The sequence below is a fragment of the Tepidimonas ignava genome, assembly GCF_004342625.1.
GTDB classification, from domain to species: Bacteria; Pseudomonadota; Gammaproteobacteria; order Burkholderiales; family Burkholderiaceae_C; genus Tepidimonas; species Tepidimonas ignava.
In genome coordinates this window covers 1-13,597 of sequence record NZ_SMAH01000007.1, presented here as the reverse complement: position 1 = coordinate 13,597, position 13,597 = coordinate 1, and the positions used below count along the sequence as shown (strand labels likewise).

General features: G+C 70.9%; 12 protein-coding genes and 2 pseudogenes. 13 read left to right on the top strand and 1 reads right to left on the bottom strand.

Annotated features, from left to right (window positions below):
* Window positions 1-6 precede the first annotated feature (6 nt).
* The 12 genes and pseudogenes from EDC36_RS06570 (at window position 7) to EDC36_RS06520 (ending at window position 11,293) form a co-directional block, all read left to right on the top strand.
* The gene (locus EDC36_RS06570) at window positions 7-2,040 is read left to right on the top strand and encodes an acetyl/propionyl/methylcrotonyl-CoA carboxylase subunit alpha (protein WP_132962445.1); all 2,034 of its coding nucleotides are present in this window, start codon (window positions 7-9) and stop codon (window positions 2,038-2,040) included.
* Window positions 2,041-2,066: 26 nt separating this feature from the next.
* Entirely contained in the window at window positions 2,067-2,975 is a 909-nt protein-coding gene (locus tag EDC36_RS06565) for a hydroxymethylglutaryl-CoA lyase (protein ID WP_132962444.1), read from the top strand.
* Window positions 2,976-3,164: 189 nt separating this feature from the next.
* A complete protein-coding gene (locus EDC36_RS13250) occupies window positions 3,165-3,437 on the top strand; it encodes a nucleotidyltransferase substrate binding protein (RefSeq protein WP_185971187.1) in 273 nt (90 codons plus the stop codon).
* A complete protein-coding gene (locus EDC36_RS06555; protein ID WP_132962443.1) occupies window positions 3,397-3,768 on the top strand; it encodes a nucleotidyltransferase family protein in 372 nt (123 codons plus the stop codon). The genes EDC36_RS13250 and EDC36_RS06555 overlap by 41 nt, the downstream gene beginning before the upstream one ends.
* Window positions 3,769-3,923: 155 nt before the next feature.
* Entirely contained in the window at window positions 3,924-4,958 is a 1,035-nt protein-coding gene (locus EDC36_RS06550) for a virulence RhuM family protein/type II toxin-antitoxin system death-on-curing family toxin (RefSeq protein ID WP_207895059.1), read from the top strand.
* Window positions 4,939-5,070 (top strand): annotated as a pseudogene (locus EDC36_RS13495) (hypothetical protein); the annotation flags it as partial. The gene EDC36_RS06550 and the pseudogene EDC36_RS13495, both read left to right, overlap by 20 nt.
* 37 nt (window positions 5,071-5,107) lie before the next feature.
* A pseudogene (locus EDC36_RS13355) lies at window positions 5,108-5,248 on the top strand (type I restriction enzyme endonuclease domain-containing protein); the annotation flags it as partial.
* Window positions 5,249-5,275: 27 nt separating this feature from the next.
* Window positions 5,276-5,800, top strand: coding sequence for a YbaK/EbsC family protein (locus EDC36_RS06540; protein ID WP_132962442.1), 525 nt, complete (start codon window positions 5,276-5,278; stop codon window positions 5,798-5,800).
* Window positions 5,801-5,897: 97 nt separating this feature from the next.
* A complete protein-coding gene (locus EDC36_RS06535) occupies window positions 5,898-6,044 on the top strand; it encodes a DUF1289 domain-containing protein (RefSeq protein ID WP_243646499.1) in 147 nt (48 codons plus the stop codon).
* Window positions 6,045-6,105: 61 nt separating this feature from the next.
* On the top strand, window positions 6,106-7,887 hold the full coding sequence (locus EDC36_RS06530) for an NAD(P)H-dependent oxidoreductase subunit E (protein WP_132962441.1): 1,782 nt from the start codon (window positions 6,106-6,108) through the stop codon (window positions 7,885-7,887).
* The gene (locus tag EDC36_RS06525) at window positions 7,884-10,736 is read left to right on the top strand and encodes a molybdopterin-dependent oxidoreductase (RefSeq protein ID WP_132962440.1); all 2,853 of its coding nucleotides are present in this window, start codon (window positions 7,884-7,886) and stop codon (window positions 10,734-10,736) included. The genes EDC36_RS06530 and EDC36_RS06525 overlap by 4 nt, the downstream gene beginning before the upstream one ends.
* Window positions 10,737-10,846: 110 nt before the next feature.
* On the top strand, window positions 10,847-11,293 hold the full coding sequence (locus tag EDC36_RS06520) for a universal stress protein (protein WP_165902827.1): 447 nt from the start codon (window positions 10,847-10,849) through the stop codon (window positions 11,291-11,293).
* On the opposite strand, the gene EDC36_RS06515 is transcribed toward EDC36_RS06520, so the two are convergent.
* On the bottom strand, window positions 11,274-11,828 hold the full coding sequence (locus EDC36_RS06515) for a thioredoxin family protein (protein WP_132962438.1): 555 nt from the start codon (window positions 11,826-11,828) through the stop codon (window positions 11,274-11,276). The genes EDC36_RS06520 and EDC36_RS06515 overlap by 20 nt on opposite strands.
* Before the next feature lie 107 nt (window positions 11,829-11,935).
* On the opposite strand from EDC36_RS06515, the gene EDC36_RS06510 reads away from it, so the two are divergent.
* The coding region (locus EDC36_RS06510; RefSeq protein ID WP_481557245.1) for an excinuclease ABC subunit UvrA at window positions 11,936-13,597 on the top strand (1,662 nt) is incomplete at its 3' end.

Genomic DNA, 13,597 nt, shown 5'->3' with positions numbered 1-13,597 from the left:
CGCACCATGTTCGACAAGATTTTGATCGCCAACCGCGGGGAGATCGCCTGCCGTGTGGCGGCCACCGCGCGCCGCCTGGGCATTCGCACGGTGGCGGTGTACTCCGACGCCGACGCGCACGCGCGCCACGTGGCCGCGTGCGACGAAGCCGTGGCCATCGGTGGCGCCGCCCCGAAGGACAGCTACCTGCGTTGGGAGCGCATCATCGACGCCGCGCGCGCCACCGGCGCGCAGGCGATCCACCCCGGCTATGGGTTTTTGAGTGAAAACGAAGCCTTTGCCCAGGCTTGCGCCGACGCTGGCCTGGTGTTCATCGGTCCGCCGCCGTCGGCGATCGCCGCGATGGGTCTCAAGGCCGAATCCAAACGGCTGATGGAGGCCGCGGGCGTGCCGCTGGTGCCGGGCTACCACGGCGCCGACCAAGATCCCCGGCTGCTGCGGGCCGAGGCCGAGCGCATTGGCTACCCCGTGCTGATCAAGGCCAGCGCCGGCGGCGGCGGCAAGGGCATGCGGCGCGTCGACGCGCCCGAGGCGTTCGACGAAGCCTTGGCCTCCTGCCAGCGCGAGGCGTTCAACAGCTTTGGCGACGCGGCGGTGCTGATCGAAAAGTACGTGCAGCGCCCGCGCCACATCGAAATCCAGATCTTTGCCGACACCCACGGCCACGCCGTGTACCTGTTCGAGCGCGACTGCTCGGTGCAGCGCCGTCACCAAAAGGTGCTGGAGGAAGCCCCCGCGCCCGGCCTGACGCCCGAGCTGCGCCAGCAAATGGGCCTGGCGGCCGTGGCTGCCGCGCGTGCGGTGGGTTACGTGGGCGCCGGCACGGTGGAGTTCATCGTCGAGCAGCCGCTGGGCTACGACCACCCGGAGGCGATGCGCTTTTATTTCATGGAGATGAACACGCGGCTGCAGGTCGAGCACCCGGTGACCGAAGCCATCACCGGCCTGGACCTGGTCGAGTGGCAGTTGCGCGTGGCCGCCGGCGAGCCACTGCCGTTGCAGCAACACGAACTCGCGCTGCACGGCCACGCGATCGAAGCGCGCATCTGCGCCGAAGACCCCGAGCGCGGCTTTTTGCCCGCCACCGGCACGCTGCACGTGCTGCGCACCCCGCCCCACCGCGCGTTCGAGGTGGGCGACGTGCGGCTGGACGCCGGCGTGGCCGAAGGCGACACCATCAGCCCGCACTACGATTCGATGATCGCCAAGCTGATCGTGCGGGGCGAGTCGCGCGCGCAGGCGCTGGCGCGGCTGGACCAGGCGCTGGCGCGCTTGCACATCGTGGGCGTGGCCAACAACGTGGCGTTTTTGCGGCGCGTGGTGCAAAGCCCGTCGTTTGCCCAGGCGCGGCTGGATACCGCGCTGATCGAGCGCGAGGCGGATCGGTTGTTTGGGCAGGCCGCGCTGCCTACGCCCGCGGCGGTGGCCGTGGCGGTGGCCCACACGTTGCAAGGGTGGCGGCAGCGTGCCGACGCCGACCCCTGGAGCGCTGGCGACGGTTACGCCAGCCACGGTGAGCGCCGCCGGCGGCTGGACTTCGTGGTTGGCGAGCAGGCCGTGTCCGCGCGCGTGACCTGGCGCCGAGGCGGCACGGTGTGGCTGCAGGTGGGGCAAGGGGACGGCGCCACCGACGCCGAGCTGCGCTGGCACACCGACCCCGGCGGTGGTTGGGCGTTGGCGGTGGCGTACGCCGGGCTGGAAACCCGCGCCACCGTCTACGCCTGGGGCGAGCGGTTGCACATTTTCTGCCCGCAAGGCGAGGTGGCGCTGCTGGCGCAAGATCCCCTGGCGCACGCCGGCGACACCGCCACCGAGGGTGGCCGTCTGACCGCCCCAATGCCGGGCAAGGTGGTCGCGTTCCATGTGCAGGCCGGCGACGCGGTCAAGGCCGGCCAGCCGCTGGCTGTGCTGGAAGCGATGAAAATGGAGCACACCATCGCCGCCCCCGCCGACGGCGTGGTCGAGGAACTGTTGTACACCCCCGGCGACCAGGTGGCCGAGGGCGCCGAACTGCTGCGCCTGCGCAGCGCCACCCCTTGACGCTGCCACCCGCACCGGAGCACGCCATGCCCCAGTACCCGCACCAAGTACGCATCGTGGACGTGAGCCCACGCGACGGCCTGCAAAACGAAAAGCAGCCCGTGCCCGCCGCGGTCAAGATCGAACTCGTGCACCGGCTGCAAGCGGCCGGCTTGCGGGAAATCGAGGTCACCAGCTACGTCAGCCCCAAGTGGGTGCCGCAAATGGCCGACAACCACGAGGTGATGGCCGGCTTGCAGCGCCGCCCCGGCGTGCGCTACGCGGTGCTGACCCCCAACCTCAAAGGCTTCGAGGCCGCGCTGGCCGACCGGCCCGACGAAATCGTCGTCTTTGGTGCGGCCAGCGAAGCCTTCAGCCAGCGCAACATCAACTGCAGCATCGCTGAGAGCATCGAGCGCTTCGCCCCCGTGGTGGAGGCGGCGCGCAAGGCCGGCATCGCCGTGCGCGGGGCCATGAGCTGCACCGTCGGTTGCCCCTACGAAGGCGACGTGCCGCCCGAGCGGGTGGCGATGCTGGCCGGGCTGATGAAGTCCATCGGCGTGCAGCGGGTGGACGTGGCCGACACCATCGGCGTGGGCACGCCGCTGAAGGTGCAGCGCGCCATCGAGGCCGCCGCACGCCACTACGACCTCGACCACATCAGCGCGCACTTTCACGACACCTACGGCCAGGCGCTGGCCAACACGCTGGCCGCGCTGCAACTGGGGGTGTGGAACGTGCAAGCCTCGGTGGCCGGGCTGGGGGGCTGTCCCTACGCCAAGGGCGCCACCGGCAACGTGGCCACCGAAGATGTGGTGTACATGCTGCACGGCATGGGCATCGACACCGGCATTGACCTCGACGCCCTGGTGGACACCGGGGCCTGGATCAGCGCCCAACTGGGCCGCCCCACCGCGTCGCGCGCCGCACGGGCGCTGCTGGCGCGTCGTGGTTGAGCGGGAGAGGGGGCCGCTTGCGCTGCGGCGGTGCGGCTGGGGTGCGCCAGCATGTCGGCTTGTCCATCCAGTCCATCCCGCAGGGAGCTGCACCGATGCGCAAACGCCCGTCACCCGCGCCGGCGGCCGCATCGGCGACATCGCCTTTTGGGACTCGAGAGCAACCACACCCCTTGGCGCCTGTGCACGATGAGCCTGGCCGTGTGCGGGATGGATGCCGACATCCGCTGGAACAACGAAGGCAGCTTTCACCGCGCCGGCTTGGTGCAGCGCTTCGAGTTCACCTACGAAATCGCTCATCGCCTGCTCAAGCGCTACCTGGAGACGAAGAGGTGGCCGTGGAAGTGGTCGACGGCATCCCAGCGTTTGTGGAGGAAGCGCGCTTTTTGCGTGACGCCCTCAACGAAAGGAGCGCTCGCGCATGAATCAGCCGCCGCTGCTGTTGCGCCCACAGGAACTTGACCTGGTTCGAGCCATCTTGCGCGCGCACGTCCCCACGCACACGGTGTGGGCGTTTGGCTCACGCGCAGGCGGGCAGCCCAAACTCCACTCCGACCTGGATCTGGCCATCATCGGCACAGCGCCCCTGCCGCTGGGCACCCTGGCCAAGCTGCGCGACGCCTTCGACGAAGCCGACCTGCCCTGGAGAGTGGACCTGGTGGACTGGGCGCAGGCCAGCGCGGCCTTCCGCCAGATCATCGCGCGCAACAGGGTTGTGGTGCAGGAGGCGAATGAGGAGAAGGACGTGGAATCCGGTGGGGTGGGTGGCGCGACGACGTCCTCGGCACGGTAACAATCTGGGTTAATCATACCCATATCGCTACGCCGGGGCACGGAGGCCTTGTGATCGTCCGGGATATGACCCATGATCCAGGCCCGAGGTTTTGTCTCGGCTCCGGCATAAGTTGGGCGAGGGATGACTGAATCGTTTGCCAGGGAGATAGGACCATGACCACGCCAAATCAGCTCGTCATCTTCGAATCGAGCGGACAGCCGGTGCAGGTACGACTGGAAGGCGAATCCATCTGGCTGACGCAGCGGCAAATGGCCGAGGTCTTTGCGACCACGCCGGAAAACGTGCTCATGCACTTGAAGAATATCTTCCGCGACGGCGAGCTGGAGGAAGCGGCAACCACTAAGGATTTCTTAGCGGTTCAAACCGAGGGGCGGCGTCAGGTCCAGCGGCGTCTGAAGCACTACAACCTCGACGCCATCATCTCTGTCGGTTATCGGGTGAACTCGACCCGCGCCACGCGTTTCCGCCAATGGGCCACCGCCGTGCTGCGCGAACACCTGACGCGCGGCTTCAGCCTGGACCGCCAGCGCTTCGAGCGAAACGCCGCCGAGCTGGAGGCGGCGCTGGCCCTGGTGCGCAAAGCCGCGGCGGGGGAGGCGCTGACCGCCGACCAGGGCCGGGGGCTGGTGGACGTGATCGCGCGCTACACGCAGACCTTCCTGTGGTTGCAGCGCTACGACGAGGGCTTGCTCACCGCCCCGGCGGGCAGCCCGGGCGGGGTGCTGCCGACGCTGGACGAAGCCCGCGCCGCCATTGCCCGCCTCAAGGCCGACCTGATGGCGCGCGGCGAGGCGTCGGCGCTCTTTGGCCAGGAGCGGGGCGACGCCTTCGCGGCCATCCTGGGCAACCTGGAGCAAACCGTGTTTGGTGAGCCCGCCTACCCCACCATCGAGACCAAGGCGGCGCACCTGCTGTACTTCGTCATCAAAAACCACCCGTTTTCGGATGGCAACAAACGCACCGACCGGGGCGTTTTTGTTCGTGGACTTTCTGGCCCGCAACGGGCGGCTCATCCGAGGCGGCGAGCCGGTCATCAACGACGTGGGGCTGGCAGCGCTGGCGCTGCTGGTGGCGGAGTCGGACGCCCAAAACAAGGACGTGATGATCCGGCTGATCGAGAACATGCTGGCCGCGCCCGCCAGCCAGGGAGGATGACCCAAGCCATTTCTGTCCGAGGCCGAGGTTGAAAACGCCCTGCTGGACCAGCTTCGCGGTCTGGGCTACAGCCTCGAGCGCGAGGGGGACATCGGTTCCGATGGGCGTCGTCCCGAGCGGTGCAGCCACGATGAGGTGGCGCTGTGGCAGCGGCTGACTGACGCCGTGGCGCGCCTGAACCACGGCCTGCCGCCGCATGCGCGTGCTGGTCAAGCGCATTTGGCGCACATACGGCTACCCGCCCGACTTGCAGGATGCCGCGGTGCAGACGGTGTTGGCGCAGGCTGAGGCCTTGTGCGCATCGTGGGCGGTGCCGGCGTGACGCTGCGCCGCCCGTGATAATGCGCCCATGTGTGGATCCGAACTGCAAGCCTTGCCCGAGGGGGTGCGCCGTGTGGCGACGGCGTTGCGTGACCTGGGGGCCGCCGGTGCGCCCGTGATGCTGGACGCCGCGGCGCGCACCGCGCAGCAGGCCGCCGACGCCTTGGGCGTGGCGCTGGGCCAAATCGCCAAAAGCATCATCTTTCGCCGCCTGCCGGACGATGCCGCGGTGCTGGTCATCACCAGCGGCGACCGGCGCGTCGACGAAACCAAGGTGGCCGCGCACGTGTGCGGTCCGGGCCAGCACTTGGGGCGGGCCGACGCCGCCTTCGTCAAGGCGGCCACGGGGTTCTCGATCGGCGGGGTGGCCCCGCTGGCCCATGCCACGCCGCCGGTGACGCTGATCGACGCCGAGCTGTGGCGCTTTGACGTCATTTGGGCCGCCGCCGGCCACCCGCACGCGGTGTTCAAGCTCACGCCCGACGATCTGCGCCGCTGGACCGGCGCGCCGGTGCTGGACGTGACCGTGCGTCCGGGGCATCATCATGGCTGAGCCAACGACGGCGCCCGGGCCGCGACCGATGGTTACGCTGGAGGCAGCGCGGCGACGGGCCACGGGGGGCGCTGGCGTGCCGTCGCCTTGCGTGGGCGTGTGTCGCATCGATCCGGCCAGCGGTTGGTGCGCTGGCTGTTGGCGCACGCTGGACGAGATCGCGGCGTGGGCGGACGCCGACGACGCCACGCGCCTGGGCATCTGGGCGCGGGTCGAAGCGCGGCAGCGCGCGTCGGGTTGCTAAAGCCGCGGTGGTTGGCGTATGCACAATTGTGCATAATGCCACCCCAAAGAGGAGTCAACGTATGCAGCGTACAGCAGGTCCGACGCCCTCCGTGGCGGTTCCCCCGTCGGGCATCGGCCGTGGCCGGGCGCAACCCAAAGGACGCACGCCCAGCCCCGCCGCGCGCGAGCGCGTGGCGCAGGCATGCGCAGGGCTGGCCGCGCGGCGCGACCTGCTGATCGAGCACCTGCACCGGCTGCAAGACGCCTTGGGGGGGCTGACGCGCGACGACATGGCCGCCGTGGCCGAGCGCTTGCGCCTGAGCCAGGCCGAGGTGTACGAAGTCGCCACGTTTTACCACCACTTTCGCGTGCTGGACGACGGCGCCGTGCCGCCGCGCGTGACGGTGCGCGTGTGCACCAGCCTGCCGTGCGCGCTGGCGGGCGGCGAGGCGCTGCTGGCGCGCGTACGCCAGGCCCTGCGAGGCGACGACACCGTGGCGGTGGAGGCTGCGCCCTGCATGGGGCAGTGCCACCAGGCGCCGGCGGCGTGCGTGGGGCAGCGCCAGATGGCGCCGGCGACCGACGAGGCGGTGGTGGCGTGCGCGCGCAGTGGCCCGAGCACGCCGCGCGCGCTGCCGGCCAGCGGCGCGCCGCCGCAGCCGCACGATTACGCGCAGTTGGAGCGCCTGCTGGCCGGTGAGCTGACGCCAGCGGCGGTGCTGCGCGAGCTGCAGGCCAGCGACTTGCGGGGTTTGGGCGGCGCGGGCTTTCCAGCGTGGCGCAAGTGGGCCACGGTGGCGGGCCAACCTGGGCCGCGCGAGGGGGTGGTCAACATCGACGAAGGGGAGGTCGGCACCTTCAAGGATTGGCACCTGCTGGCGCACGACCCGCGCCCGGCGCTGGAGGGCATGCTGATCGCCGCGGCCGTCGTGGGCGTGCAGCGGCTGTGGATCTATGTGCGCGACGAGTACCACGATGTGCGCGCGCTGCTGCGCGACGAGCTGGCTGCGCTGCAGGCCCGGCTGGCGGCGTGGCAGCAGCGCTACCCGGCGGCGTTTGGCGACACCACCGCGATCGACCCTGGCCGTGCGCAGCGCCCGCTGCTGCCACCCGGCGGTCCGGTCATCGAGCTGCGCCGTGGCGCGGGCGCGTACATCTGCGGCGAGGAATCGGCGCTGATCGAATCGCTGGAGGGCAAGCGCGGCCTGCCGCGGTTGCGGCCGCCCATCACGGCGGTGCAGGGCGTGTTTGGGCGGCCCACGCTGGCGCACAACGTGGAAACGCTGTGGTGGCTGCCCACGTTGCTGCGCGACGGCGGCGCGGCCTGGGCAACGGCGGGCGTGCGCGGCCGCCATGGCTGGCGACGCTACAGCGTCAGCGGGCGGGTGCAGCGGCCCGGTTGCTACCTGCTGCCAGCGGGCAGCACGTTGCGCGAGCTCATCGACGCCGCCGGCGGCATGGCCGACGGCCACCGCCTGTACGCCTTTTTGCCGGGTGGGGCGTCGGGCGGCATCCTGCCGGCCTCGCTGGCGGACGTGCCGCTGGATTTCGACACCCTGGCCGAGCACGGCGCCTTCGTCGGCTCGATGGCGGTGGTCGTGCTGTCGGAGGCTGACCGCGCGCGCGACGCAGCGCTGTCGCTGCTGCGCTTTTTCGAGCACGAATCGTGCGGCCAATGCACCCCATGCCGCGCTGGCACCAGGCAGGCCGTGGCGCTGATGCAGCAACCGGTGTGGGACGGTGCCCGCCTGGACGATTTGGCCCAGGCGATGCGCGACGCCTCCATCTGCGGCTTGGGGCAGGCCGCGCCCAACCCGTTCGGCAGCGTGCTGCGCTACTTCCCGCACGAGGTGTCCCCATGAACCCCACCACCGTCGAATTCACGTTGGACGGGCGCACCGTGCACGCCCAGCCGGGCGAAACGCTGTGGGCCGTGGCGCAGCGCCTGGGCACGACGCTGCCGCACCTGTGCCACCGCCCGGGGTTGCCGCCGGCGGGCAACTGCCGCGCCTGCGTCGTCGAGGTGGCCGGCGAGCGCACCCTGACCGCGGCGTGCTGCCGCCGCCCCGAGCCGGGGATGCAGGTGCGCACCGACAGCCCGCGCGCCCAGCGTGCCCGCCGCACCGTGCTGGAGCTGCTGGCGGCCGACGCTCCGGACAGCGCGTCGTTGCGCTGCGACAGCGAACTGACGCACTGGGTGCGCGCGATCGCCGCCCAGCCCGAACGCTGGCCGGCCCGCGGGGCCTCGCAGACCGAGGCGCAGCCCGACACCAGCCACCCTGCGTTCACCGTGCGGCTCGACGCTTGCATCCAGTGCACGCGCTGCGTGCGGGCGTGCCGTGACGTGCAAGGCAACGACGTGCTCGGCCTGGCTGGGCGCGGTACGCAGGCCCGCATCGTCTTTGACCAGGGCGACGCCGTGGCCGACAGCACCTGCGTGGCGTGTGGCGAGTGCGTGCAAGCGTGCCCCACGGGGGCGCTGGCGCCGGCCAACGGGTCGTACACCCGCCGCGCCGAGCGCACGGTGAACACCGTGTGCCCCTTCTGCGGCGTGGGCTGTGCCGTGACGCTGCACGTGCACAACGGGCGCATCGACCGTGTCGACGGGGCGCCTGGCCCCGCCAACGACGGGCGGCTGTGTGTCAAAGGCCGCTTTGGCATGGACTACGTGCACCATCCGCAGCGCCTTACCCAGCCGCTGATCCGACGCGCCGACGCCCCCAAAGACCCTGCGATCTTGATGCACGGCCCCGGAGGGCGGGCCGACCACGCGACGCTGCTGGCGCAATTTCGCCCCGCCACGTGGGAAGAGGCGCTGGACGTGGCCGCGGCGGGCTTGGCGCGTGTGCGCGACGCCGCGCGTGCGGCCGGCCTGCGCGGCCGCACGGTGCCGGTGGCGGGGTTTGGATCCGCCAAGGGCAGCAACGAAGAGGCTTACCTGTTCCAAAAGCTGATGCGCAGCGCCTTTGCCACGCACAACGTGGACCACTGCACGCGGCTGTGCCACGCTTCCAGCGTCGCGGCGTTGATGGAAAGCATCGGCTCCGGCGCGGTCAGCAACCCGGTGCGCGACTGCGCCCACGCCGACGTGATCGTCGTCATCGGCGCCAACCCGGTGCAGAACCATCCGGTGGCGGCCACCTGGATCAAAAACGCGGTGCGCCGTGGCGCCCGGCTGGTGCTGGCCGACCCCCGCCGCACCGAGTTGGCGCGCTACGCCTGGCGCTACCTGGGGTTCACGCCAGGCAGCGACGTGGCGCTGCTCAACGCGCTGCTGCACGTCATCGTCACCGAGGGGCTGGTCAACGAACCGTTCGTCGCGGCGCGCGTGCACCCGGACGACCTGCGGGCGCTGCGCGAGCACCTGCAGCCGTGGTCGCCCGAGGCGATGGCGCCGCTGTGCGGCATCGACCCCGCGACGCTGCGCGAGGTGGCGCGTGCCTACGCCCGCGCGCCTGCCAGCATGATTTTTTGGGGCATGGGTGTGGCGCAGCACAGCCACGGCACCGACAACGTGCGGGCGCTGATCGCGTTGGCGCTGTTGACCGGCCAGATCGGTCGCCCCGGCACGGGGCTGCACCCGCTGCGGGGGCAAAACAACGTGCAGGGCGCCAGCGACGCCGGCCTGATCCCGATGGTGCTGCCGGACTACCGTCGCGTCGGGGTGGCGGCGCACCGTGCGGCGGCTGAGGCCGCGTGGGGCCTTGCGCCCGGCACCTTGCCCGACGAGCCCGGGTTGACCGTGGTTGAAATCCTCGACGCCGCCTACGAGGGCCGCATCCGGGCCATGCTGATCCAAGGTGAAAACCCGGCCATGAGCGACCCCGACGCGGCCCACGCCCGTGCGGCGCTGGCGCGGCTGGAGCACCTGGTGGTGGCCGACATCTTCCTGACCGAGACCGCGGCGCTGGCCGACGTTGTGTTGCCGGCGGCGGCCTGGCCGGAAAAAACCGGCACCGTCACCAACACCGACCGCCTGGTGCAACTGGGCCGCCCGGCCGTGGCCCCGCCGGGCCAGGCGCGCGCCGACGCCTGGATCCTGGAGCAACTGGCGCAGCGTCTCGGACTGGGCTGGGACTACGGCATCGACCCGCACGGCGGGGCGCCCGAGCCCGACAGCGGTATTGGGCGCGTGTTTGATGACATGCGCAGCCTGATGCCGGCGCTGGCGGGGCTGTCGTGGGCGCGCATGTTGCGCGAGGGCGCCGTCACGCACCCCGTGCCAGCGCCCGAGGATCTGGGCCACCCGATCGTGTTCACCGAGCGCTTCCCCACCACCGACGGCCGGGCGCGTTTGGTGCCCGCCCGTCCGGGAGCGCCTGCCGAGCCGCCCGACGCCGACTACCCCTACGTCCTGATCACCGGTCGGCAACTGGAGCACTGGCACACCGGCGCGATGACGCGCCGCAGCGCCGTGTTGGACGCGCTGGAGCCAGCGCCGCACGTCAGCGTGCACCCGGCGTTGCTGGCGCGCCTGGGCCTGCAGGCCGGCCAGCCGGTGCGGCTGCGCACGCGCCGCGGCCAGGTGACGGTGGCCACGCGGGTCGATGAGGCGGTGCCCGACGGTGTGGTCTTTTTGCCGTTCGCTTACGCCGAGGCCGCCGCCAACCTGTTGACCATCGCGGCGCTGGACCCGGTGGCCAAGATCGCCGAAGTCAAGTACTGCGCCGTGGCCGTCGAGGCGTTGGCGCCCGACCCCGCCACCGTTTGACGCAACGCAAACGATGTGCACGCGCGCGCCGCGGGTCGGGGGCGCACCGCTGGGCAGCGCCGGCGCGCTGGGCTAAGATGGCGTCATCCCATCCAGCAGGAGACCGACCAATGTTCAAAAAAATCCTGGTTCCCGTCGATGGCTCGACCCTGGCGCACGCGGCCGGCGAGTTCGCGGCCGACCTGGCTCGCCAGCATGGCGCGCAGGTGGTCGGGGTGTACGTGATCGACCCCTTCCCCTACATCGGCATCGGGGACGCCTCGGCGGTGGGCCTGCAAGCCTACTTGGCCGAGGCCAAAGCCGCCGCCACCCAGGCCCTGGACGACCTGCGCCAGGTGTGCGAAGCGCGCGGCGTGCCCTACGCGGGCGACACGATCGAGCGCAACGTGGTCTACGAGGGCATCCTCGAAACCTGCGAGGCCGAGGGGTGCGACCTGATCGTCATGGCCTCGCACGGGCGCAAGGGCGTGCAGGCGCTTATTCTGGGCAGCGTGGCGCAAAAGGTGCTCACGCACGCCAAGGTGCCGGTGCTGGTGGTCAAGCCGAGCGCCACTTGATCGAGCAGCCGATGCTGGCGATCTGCTCGCGCGGCCCCTGGCCCGTGGCGGCGATGCGTTGCATCGCCTCCAGCAGATCGCACGGCGTGCCCTCGGGCGCCGTCTCTTTGCGCGAAGCATCGAAGCGCCCACGGTACTGCAGCTCGTCGGCGGCGTTGAAGCCAAAAAAGTCCGGTGTGCACACGGCGCCCCAGGTGCGCGCCACCTCCTGCGTTTCGTCGTACAGGTAGGGGAAGGGGAAGCCGCGCTCGCGCGCCACGCGTTGCATGTTGTCGAACGAATCCTCCGGGTACGCCTCGGGGTCGTTGGACGAAATCGCCGCCACGCCTATGCCCATGTCCAGCAGTTGCCGTGTCACCGGCACCAAACGCGGCAAGATGGCCTGCACGTAGGGGCAGTGGTTGCAGATGAACATCACCAGCGTGCCCTTGGGGCCGCGGATGTCCTCGTAGCGCCAGCGGCGCCCGTCCACGCCGGGCAGCTCAAAGCCCGGCGCCTTCCAGCCAAAGTCACACACGGGTGGGATGGCAGCCATCGATGCGTCTCCTTCGCTTCCATGGTCATGGGGGTATGTCAGGCGCAAGTTTAGCGACCCGTGCCTACAATGTTTGGCCCCGTTGCCGTACCCCAGGGAACCGAGCCATGACCGCCCGCCCGCCGTTGCCTACCGCCGCCCCCTCCGCCGACGACGAGGGCGTGCCCTTGCAAGGGGTGATCCGTATTCGCGGCGCGCGTCAGCACAACCTGCGCAACCTGGACGTCGACATCCACACCGGTCAGATCACCGTGGTCACGGGGCCCAGCGGTTCGGGCAAGTCGTCGCTGGTGTTCGACACCCTGTTCGCCGAAGGCCAGCGGCGCTACGTCGAAACCTTCTCGGCGTACGCGCGCCAGTTTCTGGACCGCATGGACAAGCCCGCGGTCGACCGCATCGACGGTGTGCCCCCTGCGATCGCCATCGACCAGACCAACCCGGTGCGCAACTCGCGCTCCACGGTGGGCACGATGACCGAACTGAACGACCACCTCAAGCTGCTGCTGGCGCGCGCCGGGCGGCTGTTCGACCGGATGACGGCGCTTGAGGTGCGCGACGACACCCCAGCCAGCATCGCCGCGGCGATCCGTGCGCGCACCGAGGCGGCCGGGGACCCGCGCCTGGTGCTGACCTTCACCGCGACCTTGCCGGCCGACACCCCGCCCGAGACCGTGCAGCAGTGGCTGGCGGCCAGCGGCTACACCCGCGTGCACCTTGAGGAGGTGGTCGATGGCCAGCGGCGGCTGGAGGTGGTGGTGGACCGCCTACGCGCCGGCGCCGCCGAACCCGCCCGCTTGCTGGAGGCGGTGGAGGCGGCGCTGCAACGCGGCGGCGGGCAGATGAGCGTGTTCGCGCTGCGCGACGGCGACGCCCCGCCCGAGCGCTGGCGTTACGCCGCCGGCCTGCATTGCCCGGAAAGCGGCCTGCGCTACGCGCCCGCGCGCCCGGCGTTGTTCTCGTTCAACAGCCCCGCGGGCGCGTGCGACACCTGCCGCGGCTTCGGGCGCGTCATTGGCGTGGATTGGGGTCTGGTGATTCCCGACCCGCGGTTGACGCTGCGCGCCGGCGCCATCAAGCCGATCCAGACCCCGGCGTTTCGCGAGTGCCAAGACGACCTGATGCGCCACGCCGAGGCCGCCGGCATCCCGCGTGACACCCCGTGGTCGCACCTCAGCGAAGCGCAGCGCCACTGGGTGCTGGAGGGCGACCCGGCGTTCAGCGGCGACTGGCGGCACCAGTGGTACGGCATTCGGCGCTTTTTCGACTACCTGGAGAGCAAGGCCTACAAGATGCACATCCGGGTGTTGCTGTCCAAATACCGCAGCTACACCCCGTGCCCGGCGTGCCACGGCGCGCGCTTGAAGCCGGAAGCGTTGTTGTGGCGCGTTGGCCGCAAGGCCGACGCCGACGCGGTGCTGCCCCCCGAGCGGCGCTTCATGCCCCCGGGGGTGGCGTGGTCGCGCGCGCAGTTGGAGGCGCTGCCAGGGCTGTGTTTGCACGACCTGATGCAGTTGCCGATCGGGCGGCTGCGCGCGTTCATGGAACGGCTGGCGGCGTCGGTTGGACGCGGCGAAGGGGCGGAGGCGGGTGAGGAGCCGAGGGGGGGCCAAGAACCCAGCGAAGAACCTGTTGGGCATCAAGGGCCTAGGGGGGGTGGGGGGGCCGCAAGCAGCGAGCGGAAAAAGTGGCCCCCCCCCCCCCCCGGGCCCCCCCCCCCCCCCCCCCCGGGGCCAAAACCCGGTGGCGGGGGCCCCCCAAAACAACAGGAC